General features: G+C 71.6%; 21 protein-coding genes. 11 read left to right on the forward strand and 10 right to left on the reverse strand.

Features of this window, described 5'->3' with window-relative positions; translation table 11 throughout:
- Positions 1–107 precede the first annotated feature (107 nt).
- Positions 108–3317 carry a cytochrome P450 gene (locus AB0L00_RS34980; protein ID WP_364441529.1) on the reverse strand — a complete coding sequence of 1070 codons (3210 nt, stop codon included), beginning with the start codon at positions 3315–3317 and terminating at the stop codon, positions 108–110.
- Between the two features lie 246 nt (positions 3318–3563).
- On the opposite strand from AB0L00_RS34980, the gene AB0L00_RS34985 reads away from it, so the two are divergent.
- Both AB0L00_RS34985 and AB0L00_RS34990 read left to right on the forward strand, forming a co-directional pair.
- The gene (locus tag AB0L00_RS34985; protein WP_364441530.1) at positions 3564–4181 is read left to right on the forward strand and encodes a TetR family transcriptional regulator; all 618 of its coding nucleotides are present in this window, start codon (positions 3564–3566) and stop codon (positions 4179–4181) included.
- Between the two features lie 67 nt (positions 4182–4248).
- Positions 4249–4725, forward strand: a complete 477-nt coding sequence (locus AB0L00_RS34990) for a hypothetical protein (RefSeq protein ID WP_364441532.1) — start codon at positions 4249–4251, stop codon at positions 4723–4725.
- A gap of 209 nt (positions 4726–4934) precedes the next feature.
- Here the strand turns inward: AB0L00_RS34990 and AB0L00_RS34995 are convergent, their stop codons facing one another.
- From AB0L00_RS34995 to AB0L00_RS35005, 3 genes are all read right to left on the reverse strand, one after another.
- On the reverse strand, positions 4935–5477 hold the full coding sequence (locus AB0L00_RS34995; protein ID WP_364441558.1) for an OmpA family protein: 543 nt from the start codon (positions 5475–5477) through the stop codon (positions 4935–4937).
- Between the two features lie 5 nt (positions 5478–5482).
- Positions 5483–6064, reverse strand: a complete 582-nt coding sequence (locus AB0L00_RS35000) for a hypothetical protein (protein ID WP_364441534.1) — start codon at positions 6062–6064, stop codon at positions 5483–5485.
- A 132-nt stretch (positions 6065–6196) separates the two neighbouring features.
- A complete protein-coding gene (locus AB0L00_RS35005; protein WP_345349936.1) occupies positions 6197–6697 on the reverse strand; it encodes a MarR family transcriptional regulator in 501 nt (166 codons plus the stop codon).
- Between the two features lie 108 nt (positions 6698–6805).
- Between AB0L00_RS35005 and AB0L00_RS35010 the strand changes: the two genes are divergently transcribed.
- Together AB0L00_RS35010 and AB0L00_RS35015 are read left to right on the forward strand one after the other, a co-directional pair.
- Positions 6806–7864 (forward strand): EamA family transporter, encoded by a 1059-nt coding sequence (locus AB0L00_RS35010; protein ID WP_364441536.1) that lies wholly within the window; start codon positions 6806–6808, stop codon positions 7862–7864.
- A gap of 121 nt (positions 7865–7985) precedes the next feature.
- Complete coding sequence (locus AB0L00_RS35015; protein ID WP_364441538.1) at positions 7986–8624, forward strand: NAD(P)H-binding protein; 639 nt, start codon at positions 7986–7988, stop codon at positions 8622–8624.
- Positions 8625–8753: 129 nt separating this feature from the next.
- Here the strand turns inward: AB0L00_RS35015 and AB0L00_RS35020 are convergent, their stop codons facing one another.
- The 3 genes from AB0L00_RS35020 to AB0L00_RS35030 form a co-directional block, all read right to left on the reverse strand.
- A complete protein-coding gene (locus AB0L00_RS35020; RefSeq protein ID WP_364441540.1) occupies positions 8754–9944 on the reverse strand; it encodes a cellulose-binding domain-containing protein in 1191 nt (396 codons plus the stop codon).
- 119 nt (positions 9945–10063) lie between these two features.
- Positions 10064–10504, reverse strand: a complete 441-nt coding sequence (locus AB0L00_RS35025; protein WP_364441543.1) for a type II toxin-antitoxin system PemK/MazF family toxin — start codon at positions 10502–10504, stop codon at positions 10064–10066.
- 55 nt (positions 10505–10559) lie between these two features.
- The gene (locus AB0L00_RS35030; protein ID WP_364441545.1) at positions 10560–11183 is read right to left on the reverse strand and encodes a TetR/AcrR family transcriptional regulator C-terminal domain-containing protein; all 624 of its coding nucleotides are present in this window, start codon (positions 11181–11183) and stop codon (positions 10560–10562) included.
- A 278-nt stretch (positions 11184–11461) separates the two neighbouring features.
- Between AB0L00_RS35030 and AB0L00_RS35035 the strand changes: the two genes are divergently transcribed.
- The 3 genes from AB0L00_RS35035 (at position 11462) to AB0L00_RS35045 (ending at position 15338) form a co-directional block, all read left to right on the forward strand.
- The gene (locus AB0L00_RS35035; protein WP_364441546.1) at positions 11462–13096 is read left to right on the forward strand and encodes an APC family permease; all 1635 of its coding nucleotides are present in this window, start codon (positions 11462–11464) and stop codon (positions 13094–13096) included.
- Between the two features lie 135 nt (positions 13097–13231).
- Positions 13232–13960, forward strand: coding sequence for a response regulator transcription factor (locus AB0L00_RS35040; RefSeq protein WP_364441547.1), 729 nt, complete (start codon positions 13232–13234; stop codon positions 13958–13960).
- A gap of 7 nt (positions 13961–13967) precedes the next feature.
- Positions 13968–15338 (forward strand): HAMP domain-containing sensor histidine kinase, encoded by a 1371-nt coding sequence (locus AB0L00_RS35045; protein ID WP_364441548.1) that lies wholly within the window; start codon positions 13968–13970, stop codon positions 15336–15338.
- A 32-nt stretch (positions 15339–15370) separates the two neighbouring features.
- Here AB0L00_RS35045 and AB0L00_RS35050 read toward each other — a convergent pair whose 3' ends face one another.
- Positions 15371–16360: a TAXI family TRAP transporter solute-binding subunit gene (locus AB0L00_RS35050; RefSeq protein ID WP_364441550.1), complete on the reverse strand. Its 990-nt coding sequence runs from the start codon at positions 16358–16360 to the stop codon at positions 15371–15373.
- A gap of 132 nt (positions 16361–16492) precedes the next feature.
- Here AB0L00_RS35050 and AB0L00_RS35055 point away from each other — a divergent pair, with 132 nt between their 5' ends.
- From AB0L00_RS35055 to AB0L00_RS35065, 3 genes are all read left to right on the forward strand, one after another.
- Complete coding sequence (locus AB0L00_RS35055; RefSeq protein WP_364441559.1) at positions 16493–19216, forward strand: right-handed parallel beta-helix repeat-containing protein; 2724 nt, start codon at positions 16493–16495, stop codon at positions 19214–19216.
- Between the two features lie 77 nt (positions 19217–19293).
- The gene (locus tag AB0L00_RS35060; RefSeq protein WP_364441560.1) at positions 19294–20109 is read left to right on the forward strand and encodes an SAM-dependent methyltransferase; all 816 of its coding nucleotides are present in this window, start codon (positions 19294–19296) and stop codon (positions 20107–20109) included.
- Between the two features lie 229 nt (positions 20110–20338).
- Positions 20339–22120: a DEAD/DEAH box helicase gene (locus AB0L00_RS35065; protein WP_364441552.1), complete on the forward strand. Its 1782-nt coding sequence runs from the start codon at positions 20339–20341 to the stop codon at positions 22118–22120.
- Positions 22121–22128: 8 nt separating this feature from the next.
- Here AB0L00_RS35065 and AB0L00_RS35070 read toward each other — a convergent pair whose 3' ends face one another.
- Both AB0L00_RS35070 and AB0L00_RS35075 read right to left on the reverse strand, forming a co-directional pair.
- A complete protein-coding gene (locus AB0L00_RS35070; RefSeq protein WP_364441554.1) occupies positions 22129–23370 on the reverse strand; it encodes a serine hydrolase domain-containing protein in 1242 nt (413 codons plus the stop codon).
- Positions 23371–23498: 128 nt separating this feature from the next.
- Positions 23499–24440: a LysR family transcriptional regulator gene (locus AB0L00_RS35075; protein ID WP_364441556.1), complete on the reverse strand. Its 942-nt coding sequence runs from the start codon at positions 24438–24440 to the stop codon at positions 23499–23501.
- 112 nt (positions 24441–24552) lie between these two features.
- Between AB0L00_RS35075 and AB0L00_RS35080 the strand changes: the two genes are divergently transcribed.
- Positions 24553–24756, forward strand: a complete 204-nt coding sequence (locus tag AB0L00_RS35080) for a hypothetical protein (protein WP_364441557.1) — start codon at positions 24553–24555, stop codon at positions 24754–24756.
- Positions 24757–25016 lie beyond the last annotated feature (260 nt).

Raw genomic sequence — 25016 nt, forward strand, 5'->3', positions numbered from 1 at the left:
AGTGGTGATCTTCGGTGGTTCGCCGGCGGGGAGGCCGGGCATCCCTCGCCGGCGGGCTGGAGGGGCGCGGGACCCGGGCGGTGCGCCACGGTCCCGGCGTGTGTGGATCAGGCGAAGACGTCCTGCTGGTAGCGGCCGTCGGCCTCGAGCCGGGCGAGCCACTGCTGGGCGGCCTCGTCGTCGCCGCCGGTGTGGCCGCGGTAGACGGAGGCGAGGGCTTCGCGGACGGCCGGGGCCATGTAACGGCCGTCCCCGCAGACGTAGACGCACGCGCCGTCTTCGATGGCCTGCCACACGGTGTCAGAGACAGCGGTGACGGCGTCCTGGACGAAACGGTGCGGGTAGCCCGTGACGGCGGAGAAGGCGGTGTGGATCTGGGCGATCCCCGCCCGCTCCCAATCCTGCATCTCCTGCCGGTAGAAGTAATCGTGCTCGGGGTGGCGGCAGCCGACGAACACCTGCGAAAGGCCGACCGGTGTGCCGTTGGCGTGCCGCCAGGCGCGTTCTTCCAAGAAGCCGCGCAGCGGCGCGATCCCGGTGCCGGGGCCGATGAGGATCATCTGCGTGCTCGGGTCGGCGGGTGGGCCGAACGCCGGCGAGGGGACGCGCACGTAGCCGTAGACCACGTCACCGGGCTCAAGTCCCGCGAGGTAGGAGGAGCACACACCGCGGTAGCGGCCGTCACCGGACAAGGCCGCCCCTTCGAGGAGACCGACGGTCAGGCGCACGTGGCGCGGGTTGGCCAGCGGGCACGAGGAGATCGAGTAGAAGCGGGGACGGATGGGCCCCATCATCTCCAGAAAGACCCCCAGGGGCAGGCCGACCGCGGGGAAGCGCTCCAGGAGGCCCAGCACCGAGACGCGCTTGTCCAGGATCTCGGTCTGATATCGCTGTTCGGCTTCTCCGGTGTCGGCGATGTAGGCCTGGAGCTGCGGACGGGTCCAGGGGCAATCGGTGTATTCGGCGAGCCTCTGTATCTGGCTTCGGGTCGCCACGTCCTGCAGTTCCAGGAACTCGGTGAACAGGAGGCCGGCGGTGGCGGGCGTGCCCACCGGCAGGTGCGTCCTGCCGCCGCCGGGTTGGTCGAGCCGGAGCACTTGGTCGTGGTCGATGCCGAAGCGGGCCAGCGCACGGTCGACCAGCCGCGACTCGTTCTTGGCGAAGACCGCCAGGTGGTTGCCGGTTTCGTAGGTGACGCCCTCGGGCAGTTCGATGGTGATCGACTTCGCGGACGAGCGCGGCGGCTCAATGCCGAAGTCCCACAGCCCGGTCGGGTCGGCCACGAGCTCTTCGTTGGCGATCACGGTCAGGGGGTAGGCCTGCTCGGAGACGATCGCGGGGCGCACATCGGCCTCGGTGAGCAGCTGCACCCGGTAGCGCGGTGCGCCGTCGTCGGAGGTGTCGGCAGCGTACTCCTCGGCCAGCGTCGCCCATAGGGCGTCCATCCAGCGGGTGGCCATGCCGTCGAAGTCGCCGGCGGCATCGGCGATGCCGCGTTCGACCACCGGCGTGGCGCCGGCGGCCAGCAATGCGGCCTCGACCCGTCTGGGGAAGGCCTGGTAGGTCGCCACCCACTGAGTGTTGCCGGCGCCCAGCAGCGCGAACCGCACGTTCGACAGCGAGCCCTCCGGCAGCCCGGCGGCGATCAGATCGTCGAAACGCTGGGCATTGTCGGGTGCCTTGCCGTTGTAGCTGGCGGCGACGACGACGAGCAGGCCCTCGGTGGGCAGGTCGTCGCCCAGGTCGTCCAGGCTCATCAACGTGGTGCCGAACCCGGAACGCTCACCGCGGTCGGCGATCGTGCGCGCCAGGTCCTCGCAACTGCCCAGGCTGGAGCCGTAAGCGACGGTCAGGCTCACCCCGACACCGCTGACCGCGGCCTCCTGCCGCGTGTCGTCACTCTGCAGGTCCGCGGCGCCGAACACGGCCCGCTCATGCTCTTTGCGGGTCCGCACGACCAGCTCAAAGTCGCCGGGCTTACGCGTCAGCGCCTCCCGCACGTCCATCTTGTAGTCGGTGGTGTCGGAGAACTTGAACTTCTGCAGCACCAGCGCGAGGGCCAGGCGGGCCTCGGTCAGCGCGAACTGCCGGCCGATGCAGGCGCGCCGGCCGTTGCCGAACGGCTTGTAGGCGTGCGGGTGGTGCTGGGCCCGGTTCTCGGGAAGCCACCGGTCGATGTCGAACTCGTCCGGACGGTCCCATGCCTTGGGGTGGGTGTGCAGCGGACCCATCAGCAGGTTCGTCTTCGTCCCCTGCGTCAGCTCGTACTGGCCGCCGATGACGGTGTCCGCCAGCGGCGCCTTCATGATCTGCGGAATGGGAGCCCACAGACGCAGGGTCTCCTCCAGGATCCGCGGAATGACGTCCAGCTTCATGATCGTGTCGTAATTCGGGACCGTGTCGCCGGGCAGCATCCGGTCCACCTCGGCGTAGGCCTGGGCCAGCACGTGCGGGTTGCGCATCAGCGAGTACGTGGCGAACGACAGCAGACCACTGGTGGTCTCGTGACCCGCGATAAGGAAGGTCAGCACCTGGTCGCGGACGTTGTCGTCGTCCAGCGGCTTGCCGGTCTCCGGGTCGGTCGCCTGCAGCATCAGGCCCAGCAGGTCGTCCTCACCGCTGCCCCTGCCCTGACGCCGCTCTTTGATCACACTCTCGACCAGCTCCTGCATCAGCTGGATGTTCCGGTGGTACTGGTTCGCGTCGTCCTTGCGCTGGGCGGTCATCATCGGCAGCTCCTGAGAGCGCCGCATCGACTCGATCAGCGCCTCCAACAGTGCATAGAGGAAGGGGTGTAGCTCTTCCTTGCTGAAGGAGTCGAACCGGTAGCCGAACCCCGACAGAGCGATCGTGTCCAAGGTGAGGCGGGTGTAGTCGTCGGTGATCCTGACCGGCTGACCCTGGCGGCGCTCCCACTTGCCCACCAGGTTCTGGGCGATCTCGAGCATCTGCCCGAAGTAGCCCTTCATGGCTCGCTGGCTGAAGGCCGGCATGAGGATCCGGTGCGCCATGCCCCAGACCTCCTCATCGTCGGCGGCCGTGAACAGGCCCGCGCCGGCGTAGTCCCGGACATGGCTCAGCGGCGGGAAGATCGGCTTGCCGAAACGGGTCTCGTCGCAGACCTCGGTGATCAGGTCCGGGTCGAAGACGAAGACGTTCTCCTGGCCGGCGATGTCCACGCTGAAGATGCCCTCGGGGAATTGCTTGGACAGCTCCCCGAAGTACGCGACCGGGTTGGTGTCGGGGATCTGGGGCGCGTGGCCGAGGATCGGGATCCCGCGCGGGGACCGGGCAGGTCGCAGGTCGTTCGCGGTCATGGCGTGCTCCTTTGTGCCGAAGAGGCATGGGCAAGGGCGCCGGTCGATGCTGCGGCGCACCACAGAAACATACGTCGTATGGAAATAACCATACGATGTATGGAAGTAGTCGGCAACCCGGATCGCGCCGACCCTCGTCCCGTGACGGCCCGGCGATCGAGCCGTACGCTGTACGGAACTGATACCGTACGAGGTATGGAAAAGGTCAGGCGTCCCCCGCGGGGAACCAGGAAGAGAGACGTGCCTTTGACCGAGGCCGGGATCTACGCCGCCGCTCTGCGACTCATCGACGCGGACGGGGTCGAGGCGCTCACCATGCGCAAGCTCGCAAGCGAGCTGGATGCGAACCCGATGTCGCTGTACCACCACGTGCCGAACAAGGACGCCTTGTTGCGCGGCGTGGCGAGGATGGTCGGCGCCCGGTTCCGCACCGTGACGCTAGAGGACGCTCCCTGGCAGGAACGCATCCGCCTGCTCGCCACCGATTTCCGGACGCTGGCGCACCGCCATCCGAAACTCATGGCCTACTCGTTCGGCCAGCCGGACTTCCTCCAGCCCGAAGACCCGTTCTGGGCCGGGCTGACCGCGATCCTGGACGCCGCAGGGATGCCCCGGTCCGAGATCCCGCAGACGGCCGCTCTCCTGTGCGCGGCCGTCATCGGCGTGCTCACCGCCGAACTCAACGGTGCGCTTCACCGGTGGTCGCATCTCACGCCGACCGACCTCACTGTCGGCGAAGACGAGCCCACGGACGCGGGCCCTGATGAGGACCGCATGTTCCGCCTATTGCTGGACACGATCATCACGGGCCTGGAAATCCAGCTCACCGCGGCTCGTGACGGCGGCCAGGGCGCCGGCCATTGAGTCCGCTGTACTGAGCGGCCAACGTATCGCCACTATGAGGCACAGACCGACGAGAAGGGACCCTGCCATGGCCGAGACACCGGCCGGCCTCGAAACGCCGGTCGGCGCCGAATCACTGCTCAGCGCCGAACTGGCGGCCGTGCGCGGCGAACTGGCGCGCGTCGACGCCAAGTGCGCGACCCTGACGACGCTCACCATGGCCGGCCTCGCGTTCATAGCGACCAAGGTGGGTCACGGCCCAGACCTGGCCCGTGTCCTGCTGAGCGTGGCCGGACTGATGCTCGCAGCCGCCACTCTCACATTGCTCAGTGTCATCAGTCCGCACATCGGCTACATCCGGCTGTACGCCCGGCTCGGCCCGACGGGCGTACGGGAGCTACTCGCCGACCAGGCCGCCGTCGCCAAGCACCATGAGAACAGCTTGATCAGCCTGTCCCGAGTCGTCAGTCGCAAATACCTGGGGCTGCTCATCGCGGTGACGGAGACCGGCACCGCAGTCGCTCTGATAGCGGTGGCCACCTTCCTCGCCGGAGTGCTGTTCTGACGGAGGGCGGCGACCCGAACCGCTCACGCCTCAGTCGGTGACCTCTTCCGCGCGGGAGTGAACAACGGGTAAAAATCGACGAGTACGGCAGGTTCAGTAAGAAGGGCACGGGCTACCACCAGGTTCCCGGACCGGCCAACACCACCCGCCCCCCATAACGAGCAAACTCTGACCTCAGGAGGCGGCGGGAGTTTCAACTCGATGTCGGGTCACTTCTGGTAGGAGATCTCGACGCGGCGGTTCTCGGCCCGGCCGACGGGGTCGTCCTTGCCGTCCGGCGTCCGGTTCGGCGCCACCGGCCGGGCCTCGCCGTACCCGGTCGCGGTGATCGTCATATGCACCTGCCGGGCGAGCTCGGCCCGCACCGCCTCCGCCCGCTGCCTCGACAGTGTGAGGTTGGCGGCGGGGGAGCCGATGGCGTCGGTGAACCCCGCGACCCGCACCGGGCCGTGGATCCGCCCGGCGATCTCGGCGATCCGGCGCCGGGCGAGGTCGGTGAGCGTGGCCTTGCCGAAGTCGAACAGGACGTCCGCGGCGATCCGTACGGTGACCTCGTCGCCGACCGTCTCGTCCTCTTCGAGCGGGATCACCGCGTTGCCGAGGTCGATGTCGCGCACGCCGCCCGCCACGTCGATGGTGCGGACGGCCTCCTGGAGGTTCGCGTCCGGGACGTCGCCGGCGGTCGCCGCGCCGGGAAGGAACAGCAGGGCGGGCACGAGCGCCGCGCCCACCAGGAGAGAGCCGCGCCGCATCCCGGTCACCGCGTGATCGGAACGTCGTGGAAGATCGGCCAGTTGCCGATCTGCACGTCGATCCGGTCGACGCCCTGCGGCGGCGCGGCGAACGTGAACGACAGCTGCCCGGGCTGGTCGTTCGCGATGTTCGTCGTGACGTAGTCGGTCTGCAGCTCGTGTCCGGAGCCGTCCTTGACCACCAGGTAGCGCTTGAGGTTCACGGTGTCGATCAGGAAGACGCCGAGCGAGGTCTCGCCGTTGAGACGGTAGGGCGTGATCCGCTGGGTCGCGCCGTTCGGCACGTGCGGGGTCATGCTGATCGAGAGGTCGGCGAGCCGGCCACCGGTCTTGAGCCCGAGGACGGCGATGTCCACGGTCGCGCCGGAGGCGATCGGGGAGGGGAACGTCGCCTTCGCGACGGGCTTGTCCGCGGACGCGACCGTCACCCCGCCCTGGACGGCACCGCCGCCGGTCGCCGCGCCGCCGCCCTTGCGCCCTGAGTCGCCCTTGCTCCCGGAGTCGCCCTTGCCCAGGCAGCCGGACAGCCCGGCGACGATCAGCGCCGTCGCCGCGGCGGCCGACGCGGTCCGCCGAACAACTCTCACCGATCCTCCCTGGAAGACGGAGACGTCACCCGTCCGATCCGCGACACTCGATCGGCTCGCGACGGCGGGAGGGCTTTACCTTCGCTTGAACGTACCAGCTCGACCGGGAGCAAGATCGACGAACGCGCGCGTTCACCGGATGGACGTGTCACCGAGGGACTCGAGCAGGCCGCGCAGCAGGACCGCCAGCCCCTCCCGCTCGTCCGGACCCAGCGACGCGAGCAGCCGCGCCTCGTTGGCCACGTGCGGTCCGACGATCTCGTCGACCGTCGTCCGGCCTCGTTCGGTCAGGCGGACCCGGACGGACCGCCGGTCCTCCTCGTCGGGCACCCGTTCCACGAGGCCCTTCGCCGCCAGCCGGTCGATCCGGTTGGTGATCGCCCCGGAGGTCACCATCGCGGCGCGGTTGAGGGCGCCCGCGGTCAGCTCGTACGGCGGGCCGGACCGGCGCAGGGTGGCGAGCACGTCGAACTCCCAGTGCTCGAGGCCGTATCCGGCGAAGAAGTCCTTCAGCTCGCGGTCCAGGAGCCGCGACAGCCGGGTGATCCGGCCGACGATTCCCATCGGCCACGCGTCGACGTCCGGTCGCTCGCGGGCCCACTGGCCGAGGATCTGGTCCACCGCGTCGCTCACCTGGCACTCCTCTCAACGTAAACCATCTCAACGTTCATCTACTTGACGTTGAACGGCTGCGCATGCTGTTATCTCAACGTTGAGATTATCAATCTGGAGGGATTTTTGATGACCGTCCTCACCGCCCGGCGGGACGTCTCCTCCGCACCGAACGTCCGCGATCTGGCCCTCACCGCGCTCACCCCCCTCGTATGGGGGTCGACCTACGCCGTGACCACCGAGTTCCTGCCGCCCGGCCGACCGCTGTTCACCGCGACGATGCGGGCGCTGCCGGCCGGCCTGGTCCTCCTCGCCGCCACCCGCGTCCTGCCGCGCGGCGTCTGGGTGTGGCGGGCGGCGATCCTCGGCCTGCTCAACATCGGAGCGTTCTTCCCCCTGCTGTTCCTGGCCGCCTACCGGCTGCCCGGAGGCGTCGCGGCGGTGCTCGGCGCGGTGGGCCCGCTGTTCGCCCTCGCGTTCGCGGCCCTGCTGCTGGCCGAACGACCCACCGCCCGCAAGCTGCTGGCCGCCCTGACGGGACTCGTCGGCGTGGGACTCGTCGTCCTGCGCGCCGACGCCCGGATGGACGCCCTCGGAGTGCTCGCCGGACTCGCCGGGGCCGCGTCGATGTCGGCGGGCACGGTGCTCACCAAGCGCTGGGGGCGCCCCGAGGGCGTCGGCCCGCTCGGCCTCACCGCCTGGCAGCTCACCGTGGGCGGGCTGCTGCTCGTGCCGGTCACCCTGCTGATCGAGGGCCCGCCGCCGGCCCTCGACGGGCGTGCCGTCGGCGGCTACCTCTACCTCGGGGCGGTCGGCACGGCCGCCGCGTACTGGGTGTGGTTCCGCGGCATCTCCCGCCTGCCCGCGACCTCGGTGGCCTTCCTCGCCCTGCTCAGCCCGCTGTCCGCGGCGGTCATCGGCTGGGCCGCCCTCGGTCAGGCACTGGCCCCGCTGCAACTACTCGGCATGGCACTGGCCTTCGGCGGCACACTGGTCGGCCAACGCCCCGGCGGACCCCGCCCAACAACCACACCGACCGGCCAGGCGGTCGCACCGCCTCAGCAGGATGCCGCGCCAACCGGCCCGGCAGTGCCGAGGATCCCGGCGACCGCGCCGCCCCACCCGGCGACCGCACCGACCGGCCAGGAGGCCGCGCCGCCCCGCCAGGAGGCCGCGCCGACCGGCTAGGCGGCCGCGCCGCCTCAGCAGGATGCCGCGTCGGCAGGTCCGGCAGTGCCGAGATCCCGGCGAGCGCGCTGACAACCCCGGCGGCACCGTCCGCCGCTATCGCGAGAAGGAGTTCATAGTCATGCGTATCACCGTGTTCGGAGCGGCGGGCGGCGTCGGGCGCCGCGCGGTCGCCGAGGCGCTGTCCCGGGGCCATGAGGTCACCGCCGTCGTACGCGACCCGGGCCGGTTCGGGGAGCCGCCCGCCGGTGCCCGCATTCGTACGGCGGACGCTCGGAACCCTGAGGACGTGGCCCGCCTCGCCGCCGGCCAGGACGTCGTGATCACGGCGACCCGTCCGGCGCCCGGCAGCGAGCACGAGCTCGTCACGGCCGTGAAGGCGCTGCTGGCCGGCCTCGCGGGGACGGGGGTCCGGCTGCTCGTCGTCGGCGGCGCCGCCACGCTGACCGTGCCCGGCACCGGAGGCCTGACCGTGGTCGAGGAGCCGGGGTTCCCCGCCGATTGGCGGGACATCGCGCTGGCGTGCGCCGACCAGCTCGCGGCCTGCCGGGCCGAGACGGGCGTCGACTGGGCCTACCTGAGCCCGCCGGCACTCCTGGAACCGGGCGAGCGCACCGGCGCGTACCGTCTGGGAACCGACGAGCTGCTGACCGACGCCGAGGGCCGGTCCTGGATCTCGATGGAAGACCTCGCCGTCGCCCTGCTGGACGAGGCCGAGCGGCCCCGGCACCACCGGACGCGTTTCACCGTCGCCCACTGACCCCGGGCCGCTGCCCAAGGCGTACCGAATGCTCGGCGACCGTGGTCCAGGAGGGGGACAAATGCCGTTTCGTATGCCGGACCTCGGTGCTCGGCGGCTTGTGCGCCGGGCGGGTGGGGCGTTCGGTGGTCAGCAGCCGATGCGCGACGATCCGATGGCGACGTCGTCGAACCAGAGGGTGTCCCGCGCGCCGCCGTAGCTCTCCCAGCCGAGCCGCAGGTCGGTGGGGTGCGGTCGCCAGTTCGCCCGGCTCAGCCACTGGCGGTCGACGTCCGGCGTCGGGGTGCCGTCCAGGTGCAGGCCGGCCACCTCGGTCCCGTCCAGCCAGGTGCTCATGGTGCCGTCCGTCCCGTTGATCGCGAACTCCACGCAGGACCACCGGTTCACGGGGAGCGGAACGCTCATCGCGACGCCGGTCGGGCTCTGCTCGGGCAGGGTCGCGTCGTCGGACTCGCGGTTCCACTGCAGCGCCTGGTTCTGGCCGCCGAGCCGCAGGTGCCGGTTGCCGTCGGCCGCGTCGGTCAGCGTGGTAAAGGCGACGTGGCCGGCGGGCAGCGCCTGGGTGTGCCGGACGTAGTAGCGCACGTAAATCACCGAGCCGGCCGCGGCCACTCCCGTCGTGTTGACCGCGAAGGCGTGGTCGCAGTAGGTCGCGCCGCCGTCCACCCGGAGCGAGGTCGTACCGCCGTGCGCCTGAGTGTGGTCGACGGCGACCGTTCCGGTGCCCTGGCAGTCGGGGTAGGACGGCTGCCAGGCGCCGGACGGCGTCGAGCCGGTCTGGTTCTCGAACCCGTCGCAGAAGGCCGCTTGGGCGCACGACGTCGGTGGCGTCGGAGTCGGCGTGGGAGTCGGCGTCGGAGTGGGGGTGCCGTCTCCCTCACAGCTCGCGCCGTTCACCGCGAAGTCGGCCGGGACCGCGTTCTGGCCGCTGAACGTCCCCTGGAACCCGAAGCTCGTCGACGCACCGGTCGCCAGCGCGCCGTTGTACCCACTGTCCTGGGCGGTGACGGCCTGCCCGGATTGGGTGACCCGCGCGTTCCACGCGGAGGTGACCTTCTGGTCGCCGGCGAACGTCCAGGTCAGCGTCCAGCTCGTGACCGGGGCCGCGTTGTTGGTGACGGTGACCTGGGCGGTGAAGCCGCCGGTCCACTGGTTGACGGTGTACGTGACCGCGCAGGGTGGCGCGGCCGACGCCGGCCCGGCGCCGGGCAGCACGAGCGAGACCACCAGGATGATCGCTCCCACCACCGCCGAGGCGGCCCCGTACGGCCACGTGCGCGGCCGGGAGATCACGGGTCGGGTCTTCGCTGGGCCGGGCATGACTGCTCCTCACCGGGACGGCGCGTACGCGCCGGAGCGCGTACGCACCAGAGTGAGTCGGCCTCACCCACCCGGCAAGGATCTTCCATTTTCCTTTCACGCCCGAGGGCGGTGGCCGGTCAGCGCGTAGGCGTCCAGCCGTGCAGGCGCATCAGGACGGCGGCGACGTGGGCGAACCGCTCGCCGTCGAGGATCGCGCCCTCCCGGCGGATGTCGTCCTCGTCGAGCGCGAACACGCGGTCCAGACGCAGGGACGACGGGCGGCCGTCGCGGTCCCACGCGCCCGAGCCGAGCTCCAGCCAGTCCGGGTCGTCGCCGTGGTCACGGCTGGACAGCATCAGCGCGAGCAACCGGCGGCCGTGCCGGCCGACGACCAGCAGCGGCCGGTCCTTCCCGCGCGCCGGGTCCTCCTCGTAGGGCACCCACGCCCACACGATCTCGCCGGGATCCGCGAGGCCGTCGAGGTCCGGGGAGTACTCGAGGGTCGCCGCCCGCTCGGGGGTGTAGATCTCGCGCACCGCGCCGTGCGCGGGCCGCGGGTCTTCGCCTTGATCGAACATCCGGGCAGCCTATCCGGCCATCCGGCCGGTTCCGCGCCGCTCGGCGGGCGGGGGCTCAGTCGGTGGCGGGAACCGGATGGTGGCCGAGCCGGAGGCCGCCGATCATCTGGGTGACGAACTCGTCGTCCGCGGGGCCGTCGCCGAGCAGCATCTTCATGAACGCGTGGTTGAAGCAGGCGCCGATGAGGAGCCGGGCGGCCGCCGTGCAGTCCACGTCCGCGGCGATCCGCCCGAGGTCGCGTTCGCCGGCGAGGTAGCCCGTGACTTCGGCGTACGCCGCCTGCGGGCCCAGGTCATGGCTCTGGAACACCTGCCGGAGCCGCACGATCTGGTCGGAGCTGGCGAGGATCGACACCTTCGCCGCCAGGATCTCCCGGTAGAAGCCGATGGTCGCCTGCGCGGCGACGACCAGGTTGTCGGCGACCTCGCCCCGGCCCACCCGTGCGCCCAGGTCCTTCATGACGCGCGCGAAGACGGGAAGGCGGTCCTGCAGGAGGGCGAGGTAGAGCGTCACCGCGGACGGGTCGGATCCGTCCACGACCGGCCGGCCGCCGGTCCCGTCGGCCGGAGCGGGGGCCGGCCGCAGGATGTCGGCGGCCGCCCCGAGCACCTGATGCCGTACGGCGTCGCCGTGTCCGCTCGCCGACGAGGACCACGCCGACTGATCATCCGTTCCCATGGCGATCAAGGATCTTGCGGGAGACCGGCCCCGTCAACGCGAACGTTCGAGAGATCAGTAGCCGCCGGTGAAGCGCGTCCGATGGTGCCGGGTTCGCACGACCCCGGCGGGCGCGACGGTCGACCACACCGAAGGGTGCCCGGGATACCCGCTCATGCCTGGAACCTCAGGTTTCCCTCAAACGTCTTGGGCCGCGTCGCCGCGTGGGGGGATCCTCGACCAAATCTCGCGAGACAACCCCCCTCCCCGCGACCTCGCGCACTGAGATGGAGTGATCCATGGCGACCGCGTCACCCGTATCCGGGTCCGCGTCGGCCGGTGACTACCGGCGGCGACTCGGAACGTTCTCGCTTCTCATGGTCGGGCTCAGCTCGATCATCGGTTCCGGCTGGCTGTTCGGCGCGTGGAAGGCGGCGAAGGTCGCCGGCCCCGCGGCCATCCTCGCGTGGGTCCTCGGCGCGGGCATCATGATCCTCATCGGGCTGTCGTACATGGAGCTCGGCTCGACCTTCCCCAAGTCCGGCGGCATGGTGCGCTACGCGCAGTACTCCCACGGCTCGATGGTCGGCTTCATGGGCGGCTGGTCGAACTGGGTGGCCATCGTCTCGGTCATCCCCATCGAGGCCGAGGCCTCGATCCAGTACATGAGCTCATGGAAGTGGCACTGGGCCAAGGGCCTGTACGACGGCAAGGAACTCCATCCCCTGGGCCTGGCCCTCGCCGGGGTCCTCGTCGTCGTCTACTTCCTGCTGAATTACTGGACCGTCCGGCTGTACGCGATGGCGAACAACTTCATCATGATCGTCAAGTTCGCCGTCCCGGCGCTGACGATCATCGGCCTGATCGCCACCGGCTTCCACGGTGGGAACTTCTCGCACCACGGCGGCTTCGCCCCGTACGGCTGGGCGGCGGTGCTCAGCGCGATCGCGACCTCGGGCGTGGTGTTCGCCTACAACGGCTTCCAGAGCCCGATCAACCTGGCCGGCGAGGCGCGCAACCCGGGCCGCGCGGTGCCGCTCGCGCTGATCGGCGCGCTGGTCATCGCCGCGCTGGTGTACGTGGGGCTGCAGACGGCGTTCATCGGCGCGGTCCCCGGCCACCTGCTCGGCCACGGCTGGTCCGGCATCGACTTCAACTCGCCGTTCGCCGACCTGGCGATCGCCTGGAACCTCAACTGGCTCGCCATCACGCTGTACGCCGACGCGTTCGTGTCCCCGTCCGGCACGGGCATGACCTACACGGCGTCCACGGCGCGGATGATCCAGGGCATGCAGGAGAACGGCACCTTCCCGCGGATCTTCGGCCGCGTCCACCCGAAGTACGGCATTCCGCAGCCGGCGATGTGGCTGAACCTCGCCGTCTCGTTCGTCTTCCTGTTCACCTTCCGGGGCTGGGGCTCGCTGGCCGACGTCATCTCGGTCGCCACGGTCATCTCGTACGTGACCGGGCCGGTGTCGGCCACGGTCCTGCGGCGCACCTGCCCGGACCTGCCGAGGCCCGCTCCGGCGCCCGCGCTGAAGATCGTCGCCCCGGCCGGCTTCATGTTCGCCTCCCTGCTGCTGTTCTGGTCGAAGTGGCCGCTGACCGGCGAGGTGATCGGGATCATGGCGCTCGGCCTGCCGATCTACGTCTACTACGGCTGGCGGGCGCGTTTCACCGGGTGGGCCCCGCACCTGCGGGCCGGGATCTGGCTCGTCGTCTACCTCGCGTGGATGGCGCTGCTGTCCGCGCTCGGCAGCGCGAAGTTCGGCGGCCACGGCGTCCTTCCGTACGGCGTGGACATGGCGATCGTCGCGGTCACCTCGCTGGCCTTCTACTACTGGGGCGTCCGCAGCGGCTGGGCCGGACCGTCGCGTGAGGTCGCCGGCGAGGCCTCGGTGGGCGAAGAACCCGACCTCGCCCCGGTGGGCTGACCCCGCCGGGAGCACGAGCTCCGGGCCCTCCCCCTTCCGGCGCCGGGGAGGGCCCGGTCCCATTCGCGTGATCGGCCCGGTACGTTGTGCGATGAAACGAAAGATCACCTGTGTCGCCCGATGGAAGGAGCGGTGGTGCGGCTACTCGTCGTCGAGGATGATGTGCGCGTCGCCGCGGCGCTGTGCTCGGTGCTTCGGAGGCACGGCTTCGAGGTCGAACCGGCGCGCACCGCGGCCGAGGCCCTCGAGCGCCTCGCGAGCGAGCCGGACGTCATCCTGCTGGACCTCGGCCTGCCCGACCGCGACGGGTTCGAGCTGTGCGGCCGCATCCGCGCGGTCCTGGACGTGCCGATCATCATGGTGACCGCGCGGGCGGACGTGCGCTCCCGGATCCACGGTCTCCACCTCGGTGCCGACGACTACGTGGTGAAGCCGTACGACGTCGGCGAGCTGATCGCGCGGATCCACGTCGTCAGCCGTCGCACCGCGCGGCATGACGGCGCCCGGCCCGCCGACCCACCCGAGGACGACGCGCTGATCGCCGGGCGGATCGACCTCGACCGGCTTCGCCGGGTGGTCAGCGTCGACGGGGTGCCGGTGAGCCTGACCCGCAAGGAGTTCGACCTGCTGGCGGTCCTCGCCCGCCGGCCCGGCGTGGTCTGCCCGCGCGACCAGCTGATCAGCGAGGTATGGCAGACGAACTGGCAGGGCAACCAGCGGACGCTGGAGGTCCACGTCGCCTCGCTGCGCGCCAAGCTGAAGGTGCCCGGCGCCATCCAGACCGTACGCGGCGTGGGCTATCGCGTCACCGCGGACGTCCGCCCCCCGGGCGCGAGCCCCCGACCCGCGCCCCCGCACCCCTGACCCGACCGTGCGCGCCCGCCTGATCCTCGTCCTCAACACCCTGGTCATCTGCAGCCTGCTCGCGCTCGGCGTCCCGCTGGCCACGAGCATCGTCCGGCAGCACCAGGACGCCCTGTTCCAGGACCGGCTCGACGACACGACGCGGTTCGCGTCCATCGCGGCCGGGGCGCCGCTCGGCGCGTCCTCGGACATCGGCGCCGAGCTCACCCGCTACCACGACGTCTACGGAGTGGCCGCGGCGGTCGTCGACCGCCAGCACTCGACGCTGGTCACCACGGCCGGCTATCCCGGCAACGACGCGGCCGGCGTCCGCGCCGGGCTGCGCCAGGCGTTCGCCGGCCGGCACAGCGCCAACAGCGACACCATCTGGCCGTGGGAGCACGGCCCGCTCGTCGTGACCGCGCCGGTCACGCGGAACGGCGACGTCGTCGGCGCCGTGGTCACGGTCTCGCCGACGGGCCGGATGCGGGCCGCCGTCACCGGGGACTGGTCGGTGCTCGCCGCCGTGGAGGCCGTCGCGGTGCTGCTCTTCCTCGCGCTCGCCCACCTGCTGGCCACCTGGATCCTGCGCCCGGTCCGCGCGCTCGACGCGGTGACCCACACGATCGCGACGGGACGCCTCGACGCGCGCGTGGCGGGCGCCAGCGGCCCGCCGGAGCTGCGCCGCCTCACGACGTCGTTCAACGAGATGGTGCAGAAGGTGGAGGCCACGATGGAACGCCAGCGTGCCTTCGTGGCCGACGCGTCGCACCAGCTGCGCAACCCGCTGTCGGCCGTCATGCTGCGGCTGGAGGGCCTGGCGCTGTCCCTGCCGCCCGGGTCGGAGGAGGAGATCAAGGACCTCCGGCACGAGGCCGAGCGTCTCACGCGGGTCCTGGACGACCTGCTGGAGCTCGCCCTCGCCGAGGAGGGCGGCGCCACGGTGGAGACCATCGACCTGGCCGTCCTGGTCGACGAACGCGTCACCGCCTGGCAGGTCGTCGCGGACGCGCGGGCCATCGAGGTGCGCCGGAAGTGGGCGGGGCCGGTGCTCGGCGCCGCCGACCCCACCGGTCTCGGCAGCGCCTTCGACGCGGTGATCGACAACGCGCTGAAGTTCTCCCCCGAGGGGTCGGCCGTCACCGTCGAGCTCGCCGAGGTCGGGGACGATGTCGAGATCCGCGTCACCGATGAGGGCTCCGGCCTGCCGCCCGAGGAGCTCGCCCGCATCGGCGACCGGTTCTGGCGCAGCCCGGGTCACCAGAACGTCGACGGCTCCGGGCTCGGCCTGTCGGTCGCCCGTACGCTCCTCGAGGCGAGCGGCGGCCGGCTGGAGATCGCCGCCGCCGACGGCGCCGGCCTGCGCGTGACGATGGCGGTGCCCGCCGTAGGCGCCTGACCGGCCGGCATCCCTTCATGGCGAGCCCGCCGTCAGCGTTTGACCGACCGGTAGTACCGCAGCGCCCCCGGGTGCAGCGGCACCGGATCGGTCTGGACGGCGTTGCCCACATCCAGCAGCTCCGCCGAGGGCACGGCCGCCGCGAGGGCGTCCCGGTTCCGGAACAGGATCTCGGTGACGCGGTAGGCGAGCCCGTCGTCCAAAGAGGCGGGGCCGACCAGGAAGTTGGCGAGGGCGATCGTCTGGGTCTCATCGACGTTCACGTACGTGCCGCTCGGGATCGTCGCCGTGCGGTAGTACGGTCCGTAGTGCCGGCGGACCTCCGGCGCCAGGCCGCCCAACGGGATCAGGCGGAGCGGCACCCGTCCGGCCAGCTCGGTGACCCCGGCGGTCGGCAGGCCACCGGACCAGAAGAACGCGTCGACCAGGCCCGACCGCAGTGCGGCGGCCGAGTAGTCCAGGCCGATCCGCATCGGGGTGACGAGCTCCGTCAGACCGGCGGCGCCCAGCACCCTCCGGGCCACGAGCTCCACGCCCGACCCTTTCGCGCCGACCCCGACGTGGTGACCGCGCAGGTCGTCGATCGTGCGGAAATTCGACGACTCCAGGACCACCAGGTGGAGGTAGTCGTCGTACAGGCGGGCCAGCGCCCGGATCGGCTCGCCGGGCGCGGTCACGGCCGTGCCGGCGGCGTCGGCCGCCGTGAACGCCAGCCGGTCGCCGCCCCATCGCAGCCACCGGAGGTTGTCCAAGGACCCGCTCGTGACGTCCGCCGAGGCGCGCACGCCCGGGAGACGGTCGCCGATGAGCCGGGCGAGCCGGCGTCCGTACTGGTAGTAGACCCCGTCCGCGAGCCCGGTCGCGATCGGCAGGGTCCCCTTCCGGTAGTCGTTCGCGGAGGCGGTCAGGGCGCAGCCGCCGACCGCCGTGGCGGCCAGTCCCAGGCCCGCCAGCAGAGCGGTCCTCCGGTCCGGCATGCTCGCCCGGCTCGGGTAGCCGAACGGTCGCGCACGGTAGGGCATGCGTCATGATCTCACTCACAGGTTCGGCGTGGTAACGGTTACCGCATCACGAATCGGACGATACGGCCGGGGAATGGTGGGGCCGGGCACTCGCGTGCGGCAGGTGAGCCTGGCAAGCTTGATCGCGTGGGTATGCCAGGGAACACGGATCGTGAGGAGTTCCGTGTCAAGGCGGGCTGGCAGCGCGTCGCGCCCGGCGCCTGGGGCGGGCATCGTACGATCGGCGCCGCCGTGCGGGCCGCGGCCGACGGCGCGGTGGTCTCCGTCCAGCCCGGCGTCTACAACGAGGCGCTGATCGTCGACCGGAACGTCACGATCGTCGCGGCCAAGGGAGCGGGCACGGTGCGCGTCGTCTCGCCGCACGGGCCCGCGCTGAGCCTGCACGGCTGCTCGGCGACCGTGCGCGACCTGACGCTGGAGGCGGCCGGGTCGGCGGACGTGGCCGTGCTCGGCCGCGACGGCGCGCCGGTCCTCGAACGCTGTGAGATCAGCGGTGGCGGCATCACCTTCACCGACGCCACCTTCACCCTGCGCGGCTGCGGCGTGCGCGACGCCGGTCAGGCGGGCGTGCGGGTGACGGGCACCAGCAAGGGGATCATCGCGGACTGCACCGTACGGTCCGTGGCCGGCGCGGGCGTGCGGCTCGACGGCTCCGTCCAGGTCGAGTGCGTCCGCACCGTCGTCGACCGGGCGCGCGGCCCCGGCCTGCAGCTCAGCGGCGCCGCCCACGGCATCTTCACCGACTGCCAGATCGGCGGGTCGGGGGACGCGGCGCTGGTCATCAGCGCGGCGGCGTACGCCTCCCTTCGCGGGTGCGAGCTGCACGACTCCGGGGCACAGGGCGTGCGCCTGGAGGACTCCGCGGGGGCGGCGGAGCAGACGCCGGCCGCGGCGCACCGGGGGGATGAAACTGAGGGCGCCTCCGCCGGGCTGGAGGACCGCCGGGTCCGGCTCGAGGGCTGCGAGATCGTGCGTACCAAGGCGGAGGGCGTGCTCGTCCGCGGTGAGGCCGCCGCCCGGCTGAAGGACTGCCAGGTCCGCGAGACGGACGCCGTGGCGATCGTCGCGACCGGGACGTGCCGGCTGGACCTGGAGGACGTGCGCGCGGTCGACGTCTCCGGAACGGCGCTGGTCGTCACCGGCGCGGCCGCCGTGCGCGCCCGCCGTTCGGTGTTCGCCCGGTCGGGGGCCAACGGGGTGCACTGCAAGGGCGACGCGGTCGTCTCGCTGCGGGAGTGCGAGATCGCCAGGACGGCGTTCACCGCCGTCCACCTGGGCGGCGGCGCGCGGGCCACGCTGCAGGACTGCCACGTCCGCGAGACGCCCGAGCATGGCGTACGGGTCGACGAGCGCGCCGACCTGTTCGCCGAGCGGACCCGGATCGAACGCGCCCGGCTGGCCGGGGTGTCGATCGAGGGGGCCGACGCCGTGCTGCGCGAGTGCCGGATCAGCGACGTCGAGATGGGCGCCCAGATCACCACCCGGCACCGGCCTCTCCTCGACGACTGTGACGTCTCCGACGTGGCGCGCACCGGGATCGAGGTCGGGCCCGACACCGGCGTGCTGATCCGCGGCGGCAAGGTCTCGAGGACCGGCTCGGCCGGGATCTTCCTCGACGAGGGCAGCGATGCGTGGATCGAGGACGCCGAGATCTGCGACACCGAGGGCAGCGCGCTGGTGATCTGGACGGGCGCGCGCCCGCGGGTCCGGTCGGTGACGATCGCCCGGTGCGGCAAGAACGGCGTGTACCTCAACGAGGGCGCCGCCGGGGTGCTCGAGGACTGCGACATCTCCGAGACGGGCTTTCCCTCGCTGTACGTCGGCCCGCACGCCACGCCGACCGTGCGCCGCTGCCTGGTGCACGACACCAAGGAGGACCTCACCGTCGCGGACGGCGCCGAGCCGGTCTTCCAGGACTGCCGGACCGGCAACGTCGCGACCAGCGCCATTCCGGCCGCCGAGCGCGGCCGGCCCGCCGTGCTGCGGCCGGGGGCGTCGCCCGCCGGCGCCGCCCGTGGCGCCCTCGCGGAGGGCGACGGCAAGGAGGACCTGGCCGACCTGCTCGCCGAGCTCGAGCGGCTGGTCGGCCTGAGCCGCGTCAAGCAGGAGGTCGCCTCACTGGCCAAGCTGATGCAGATGGTCAAGCGCCGGGAGGAGGTGGGGCTCTCGCCGCCGCCGCTGTCGCGGCACCTGGTCTTCGCCGGCAACCCCGGTACCGGCAAGACCACGGTCGCCCGGCTCTACGGGCGGATCCTCGCCGCGCTCGGGCTGTTGTCCAGCGGTCACCTGGTCGAGACCGACCGCGGCGACCTGGTCGGCGAGTACGTCGGCCACACCGCGCCGAAGACGCAGGCGGTCTTCAAACGGGCGCTGGGCGGCGTGCTGTTCGTCGACGAGGCGTACGCCCTGGTGCCGTACGGGCAGAGCAACGACTTCGGGCAGGAGGCCATCGCCACGCTGGTCAAGCTGATGGAGGACCACCGCGACGAGGTCGTGGTGATCGCCGCCGGCTATCCCGGCGACATGGAGCGGTTCATCGACTCGAACCCGGGGCTGGCGTCGCGGTTCACCCGCACGCTGACCTTCGAGGACTACTCCTCCGACGAGCTCGTCCGGATCGTGCAGCACCAGGCCCGTCAGCACGACTACCACCTGCCGGACGAGACCCTCGCCCGGCTCCTGGAGTTCTTCGAGCGCTACCCGCGCGGGGCGCGGTTCGGCAACGGCCGCGCGGCCCGGCAGGTGTTCCAGCGGATCACCGAGCACCACGCGCAGCGGGTCGCCGAGTTGCGCACGCCGATGAAGGAGGACCTGACGATCGTACGGCCGGAGGATCTTCCGGATGCTCCGCTTTGAACCGTTGTCGCGTAGTTCAGCGGTAGGCATCGGTTTCTGGGATCATTCGACCCGTGGTGGTCGGTGAGGGGGCGAAGGTGCAGTCTGGTGCGAGGTCATCCGGCTTCGACCCGACCATGCCCAACGAGGCCCGGATAATGGATTACATGCTCGGGGGCAAGGACAATTTCGCCGCCGACCGGGCGGCCGCCGAACGTGCCCTCACCCTGGCGCCCGAACTGCCGATGATGGCACGGGAGTCCCGGGGCTTTCTGAACCGCGCGGTGCGCTTCATGGCGGCCGCCGGGATCCGGCAGTTCGTCGACGTCGGCTGCGGGCTGCCGACCCAGGGAAGCGTGCACGAGGCCGCGCGCGCCACGGCTCCCGACGCGCGCGTCGTGTACGTCGACCACGACCCGCTCGTCGTCAACCACGCTCAGGCGCTGCTCCCCGACTCCTCCCGTACCGCCGTCATCCGCGCCGACATGCGCGACCCCGACGAACTGCTCGCCCATCCGCGGTTGACGGAGCTGGTCGACCTGACGCAGCCGGTCGGGATCCTGCTCGTCGGCGTGCTCACCGTCATTCCGGAGGACGACGTCGCGCTGCGCGTCGTCCAGGGGTTCCGCCGGGCGATCGCCTCCGGCAGTCACATCGCCATCACCCACCCCATCTCCGACACCCGGCCCGAGGTCACCGAGAAGCTCGCCGAGCTCTACCAGGACGAACTGATCGTCCGCGGCAGCCGGCGGCGCAACGTCCGCACCCTGGCGGACGTCGAGCCCTACTTCGAGGGACTTCAGATCGCAGAGCCCGGTATCGTCAAGGTCCCGGCCTGGCGTCCGGACTCCGGCGTACCCGCCGTCGACCCTGAGAGCTTCTGGGCGATCGCGGGCGTGGGGCGCAAGCCCTGATCGGCGCGTCGTCCCGGCACCTACCCACCTTGAGCGTTCCGGCCCTCTCCGGCCGTGCCCTCCCGCGCGCCCGTCCCAGCGGTCCCGCCCATGGGGAACGCTCCAACCTGGGGTGCGGTCGCACGGCGCCGATCGGGACGGTGTAGGCGTAGAGGTGAGCTTTGGGAAGGACCAGTCGATGATGACCCCGAACGAGTCCGACGGCGTAACGGAAGGCACGGACGCCGTTGTGGCCGATGGTATGGACGCCGGCGCGACCGAAGGCACGGACGCCGGCGCGACCGAAGGCCTGGGCGATGGCGTGGCCGAAGGTGCGGACGACGGCGCGGTGAGCTTCGCGGACCTGCGGCTCCGGCCGGAGTTGCTGAACGCGCTGTCCGGGCTGGGCTACGAGGAGCCCACGCCCATCCAGCGTGAGGCGATCCCGCCGCTGATCGATGGCAGCGACCTCGTCGGCCAGGCCGCGACGGGGACGGGCAAGACCGCGGCGTTCGCGCTGCCGATCCTGCAGCGGACGTCCGCCGAGGGCCGCCGGGGCGCCGGACCGGTCGCCCTCGTCCTCGTGCCGACCCGGGAGCTGGCCGTCCAGGTCTCCCAGGCGTTCCACCGGTACGGCCGGGAGATGGGCGTGCGGGCGCTGCCGATCTACGGCGGCCAGCCGATCGGATGGCAGATCAAGTCGATCGAGCGCGGGGTCGACGTCGTGGTGGCCACGCCGGGCCGGGCCCTGGACCACATCGGCCGCGGCACCCTGAAGCTGGACACCGTCCGGGCCGTCGTGCTCGACGAGGCCGACGAGATGCTCGACATGGGCTTCGCCGAGGACATCGAGGCGATCCTCCAGGAGACGCCGGAAGAACGGCAGACCGTGCTGTTCTCGGCCACGCTGCCGCCGCGCATCGAGAACATCACCGGGCGCTACCTGCGCGAGCCCGTCCGGATCCAGATGGGCCGCGAGGCGCCCGCCCCGGGCGAGGCGCCGAAGGTGCGGCAGGACGCGTACGTCGTCGGCCGGGCCCACAAGCCGGCGGCGCTCGGCCGGCTCCTCGACGTCGAGTCGCCCACCGCCGCGATCGTCTTCTGCCGTACGCGCGAGGAGGTCGACCAGCTCACCGAGAGCCTGAACGGCTCCGGCTACCGCGCCGAGGCGTTGCACGGCGGGATGAGCCAGGAGCAGCGGGACCGGGTCATGGGCCGGCTGCGCAACGGGACCGCCGAGCTGCTCATCGCCACCGACGTGGCCGCGCGCGGGCTCGACATCGAGTCGCTCACCCACGTCGTCAACTACAACGTGCCCTCCGCGCCCGAGACGTACGTGCACCGCATCGGCCGGGTCGGCCGCGCGGGCCGCGAGGGTGTCGCGATCACCCTCGCCGAGCCGCGCGAGCACCGGATGCTCAAGGCGATCGAACGCCAGACGAAGCAGCGGATCGCCGTGCAGAAGGTCCCCACCGTCGCCGACCTGCGGGCCCGGCGAATGGAGCTGACCCGCGCGGCGCTGCAGGAGAGCCTGCTCGAGGACGACCTGCAGCAGTTCCTCGCGGTCGTCGAGCCGCTCGCCGAGGAGTTCGACGTCATGGAGGTCGCCCTCGCCGCGGTCAAGCTCGCCTACGACTCCAGCGGGGCGACGGTCGACGAGGAGGAGATCCCGGAGGTCACCTACAAGCCAGGCCGTGACGGCCGCGACCGGCGGGACGGCCGCGACCGCAGGGACGGCGGCCGCCGCGATCGCCGGGACCGCGGCCCCGCGGAGGGCATGACCCGGCTGTTCGTCGGCGCCGGCCGCAGCGCGGGCATCCGGCCGCAGGACCTGGTCGGCGCGATCGCCGGCGAGTCCCGCCTGGCCGGACGCGACATCGGCACGATCGAGATCGCCGACCGGTTCTCCCTGGTCGAGATCCCCGAGGGCGCGGCCGACGACGTGATCAAGGCCCTCCGCAGGACCACCATCAAGGGTCGCAAGCCCACCGTCCGCCGCGAGCGCGACGCCGGCTCCCGCCGTCCCCGCTGAGGGCGGCGTCAGCGCGGGCCGGGCGCGGACTTCTGGGGAGCGCCGAGTGACGGGTCGAAGGCCGCAGCGGCGATCTTCATGACGTAGGGCTGCTCCGACCCGTCCTTGTTGCCCGTCGGATTGATCGAGTAGACGAGGACGCGGCGGAGGTCGCGGGTGGCGAACATGCCGCTGGTGTAGCCGGGGCGGGAGCCGGTCTTGCCCCAGCCGGTCAGGCCGTTCGGCAGCGTCGTCCGCATCAGGCCCGCGCTGTAACAGGCGCGGCCGGCGCCCGGCCCGATGTTGCAGTTGTTCTGGTCGGCGTACTCCACGTTCGGCACGGTGAACATCGCGCCGAGCACGGACCGGGGCACCACGCGGCCCTGGAAGATGGCGCGGATGAAACGGGTGAGGTCGTCCGCGCTGGAGATCATTCCGCCCTCGGCCCACGGGTAGGGGCTCTGCTCGGACACGTCGTGCAGCACGGTGGTGCCGTTCGTGGTCACCGCGACGTAGCCGTGGGAATGCGGGCCGGGCAGGCGCGGGTCCCGCCGGTCCAGGACGTACGTGGCGTTCAGGTGCAGTGGCCGGAGGATCCGCCGCTGCACCTCGTGGGCGTAGGAGCGCCCGGTCACCTTCTCGATGAGCAGTCCGGCGACGAAGTAGTTGAGCCCGTTGTAGCGCTGCCGGGTGCCGGGCGCGAAGTCCATGGGGAACCGCATCGCGTCGGCGACGATCTCCTGGGGCGTCCAGCTGTCGAAGCGGTGGTCCACGAACCACTGGTTCGGGTCGCCCTGCGGCTCGCCGAGGCTGCCGTCGTGCGGCAGTCCGCTGGTGTGGTCGAGGAGCTGCCGGACGGTGACCCTCGGGTACGAGGCGGGCAGCAGGCCCGGCAGGTAGTGCTGGACGGACTGGTCGAGGTCGACCTCGTGCTCGGCGGCGAGCTGGAGGACGACCACGGCGGTGAACACCTTGGAGATGCTGCCGGCCCGGAACCGGCCGTTCGCGGGAACGGGCGTCCCGGTCCGGACGTTCCCGACACCGGAGGTGCCGCTCCACTGGCCGGCGGGCCCGGTGATCTTCACCATCGCGCCCGTCACCGTGGCGTTCGGCAGCCCGGCGATCGCGGCGCGCAGCACCGTGGGGTCCAGCGGCGGCAGCGTGCCCGTGGCCGGGGGAGCGGCCGAGGCGGTCGCGGCGCCGCCCGCCATGGAGGCGGCCAGAACGGCCCCGACGAGCACCAGCGATCTTCGTGTGCGTGTGTTGTCCATGGGCTCGATTCAACCGACGGGCCGACGCGACGCCCATGGTGCGGTCCTCCGTCTCCGGGGTAACGCTGGATGCACCTCTCCCCTGGAGCGAGCGGCAGGACGAGCGCTCCGACCAGGCCCTACAGGGATCACTCGCCGCGGGTCACGCCCGGGCGCACGGCGGCCAGCCCGTCGGCGGCGGCGCGCAGGGCGTCGAGCACCGCGCGCACCGACGGCCGTACGTCGCCGTCCCGGCGCGTCCACACGATCACGCGGCGCCGTACGTCGGTGTCGGCCAGGTCGCGCACCGCGATCCCGGACTGGTCGGTGAACCGGACCAGTTCGGGGAGCAGCACGACCGCCTGGCCGTGCGCGGCGAGCGCGAGGGTCACGAGCAGGTCGTTGGAGCGGTACCGGATCTCGGGCCGGAAATCGCCGTGCTCCACGCAGATCCGCTCGATGAGCTCCGCGTGCGCGGTCCCCGGATATCCGGACGCCCAGACCTCGCCCGCCAGGTCGGCCACCCGCACCGCCGACTCCGAGGCGGCCAGGCGGTGCCGGGCCGGCAGGATCAGCCGGATCGGCTCGGTGAGCAGCAGTTCGTCGGCCAGCCCGGCCGTACGCGGGCGCCGGACGGCGTCGTACTGGTTGCTGATCACCAGATCGACCTCCTGCAGGACGAGGGCCTGCAGGGCGCGCTCGAACTCGTCGTCGAGCACCTCGACGACGAGGTCCGGGTAGCGGCTGGACAGGGTGTCCAGCGCGGGCGCCACCACGTTGAGCAGCGCGGTCTGGAAGGCGACGACCCGGACGGTCCCGGCCACGACCCCGGACGCGGCCCGCGCGGCCTCCTCGGCCTGCCGCGCCTGGGAGAGCAGGCCGTCGGCGGCGCGGGCCAGGGTCTCCCCGGCCTCGGTCAGCCGCAGGCGGCGGCCCACCCGTTCGGTGAGCCGCACTCCGACGTCCTTCTGGAGCTGGGCGAGCTGCTGGGAGACCGCGGAGGGGCTGTAGCCGAGCGCGTCGGCGACCGCGCCGACCGTGCCGCGCAGCTGAAGCTCGCGAAGCACCCGCAACCGGGTCAGGTCAATCATTCAGGAGAGCTTACAGATTTCATGCAGTAATGCTCGCTGGACCTTCATAGTTGCGGGGCCGACAATGTAAGTACCAACCGCGAAGAAGACTGATGACGGAGGAGAGTCCACCATGTGGATCGTGTTCGCGATGTTCATCGCCCTGGCCGTGCTCGGCCCCCTCGTGGGCGCGGACAGCCGCGACGGCCTCGACTGGGCCCGGAACAACTTCTGGATGCGGCGCCGCCCGGCCCTCAAGGCGGAAGCCGCCCGCACCTCGGAGCCCACGAGCCGCCCGCGCGTCCGCGAGCACCGCACCGTCCCCGCCGCCCGCTGACGACGGCAGCCGGGGAATCCTAAGGCACGGCCGCCGCGCCGGGGGTTTCCGTCGTTCTGACGACGAGAACCCTCGGCACTGACAGGATCCGGCTCACCGCTCGCGTACGAACTCCAGGCGTACGGGGTCGTCATCGGCGATCAGCATGACCACGCCGTGCCGTGGGGTCCAGCCGTCGGAGACCAGGACATAGTGGCCGCCCGTGTGCAGGTTCAGCCGCAGGCCGCTGTACCGGTAGCGGTAGGCCGCCTTCTCGTCGG

Origin of the sequence: Actinoallomurus sp. NPDC052308 (genome assembly GCF_040679195.1) — a bacterium.
GTDB classification, from domain to species: domain Bacteria; phylum Actinomycetota; class Actinomycetes; order Streptosporangiales; family Streptosporangiaceae; genus Actinoallomurus; species Actinoallomurus liliacearum.

What these genes read in the sequence shown, in the direction of transcription:
- AB0L00_RS34980 (WP_364441529.1), bottom strand. Translation starts at nt 3,317, where the DNA reads ATGACCGCGAACGACCTGCGACCTGCCCGGTCCCCGCGCGGGATCCCG.
- AB0L00_RS34990 (WP_364441532.1), top strand. Translation starts at nt 4,249, where the DNA reads ATGGCCGAGACACCGGCCGGCCTCGAAACGCCGGTCGGCGCCGAATCA.
- AB0L00_RS34995 (WP_364441558.1), bottom strand. Translation starts at nt 5,477, where the DNA reads ATGCGGCGCGGCTCTCTCCTGGTGGGCGCGGCGCTCGTGCCCGCCCTG.
- AB0L00_RS35010 (WP_364441536.1), top strand. Translation starts at nt 6,806, where the DNA reads ATGACCGTCCTCACCGCCCGGCGGGACGTCTCCTCCGCACCGAACGTC.
- AB0L00_RS35015 (WP_364441538.1), top strand. Translation starts at nt 7,986, where the DNA reads ATGCGTATCACCGTGTTCGGAGCGGCGGGCGGCGTCGGGCGCCGCGCG.
- AB0L00_RS35020 (WP_364441540.1), bottom strand. Translation starts at nt 9,944, where the DNA reads ATGCCCGGCCCAGCGAAGACCCGACCCGTGATCTCCCGGCCGCGCACG.
- AB0L00_RS35025 (WP_364441543.1), bottom strand. Translation starts at nt 10,504, where the DNA reads ATGTTCGATCAAGGCGAAGACCCGCGGCCCGCGCACGGCGCGGTGCGC.
- AB0L00_RS35030 (WP_364441545.1), bottom strand. Translation starts at nt 11,183, where the DNA reads ATGGGAACGGATGATCAGTCGGCGTGGTCCTCGTCGGCGAGCGGACAC.
- AB0L00_RS35035 (WP_364441546.1), top strand. Translation starts at nt 11,462, where the DNA reads ATGGCGACCGCGTCACCCGTATCCGGGTCCGCGTCGGCCGGTGACTAC.
- AB0L00_RS35050 (WP_364441550.1), bottom strand. Translation starts at nt 16,360, where the DNA reads ATGCCCTACCGTGCGCGACCGTTCGGCTACCCGAGCCGGGCGAGCATG.
- AB0L00_RS35055 (WP_364441559.1), top strand. Translation starts at nt 16,493, where the DNA reads ATGCCAGGGAACACGGATCGTGAGGAGTTCCGTGTCAAGGCGGGCTGG.
- AB0L00_RS35070 (WP_364441554.1), bottom strand. Translation starts at nt 23,370, where the DNA reads ATGGACAACACACGCACACGAAGATCGCTGGTGCTCGTCGGGGCCGTT.
- AB0L00_RS35075 (WP_364441556.1), bottom strand. Translation starts at nt 24,440, where the DNA reads ATGATTGACCTGACCCGGTTGCGGGTGCTTCGCGAGCTTCAGCTGCGC.
- AB0L00_RS35080 (WP_364441557.1), top strand. Translation starts at nt 24,553, where the DNA reads ATGTGGATCGTGTTCGCGATGTTCATCGCCCTGGCCGTGCTCGGCCCC.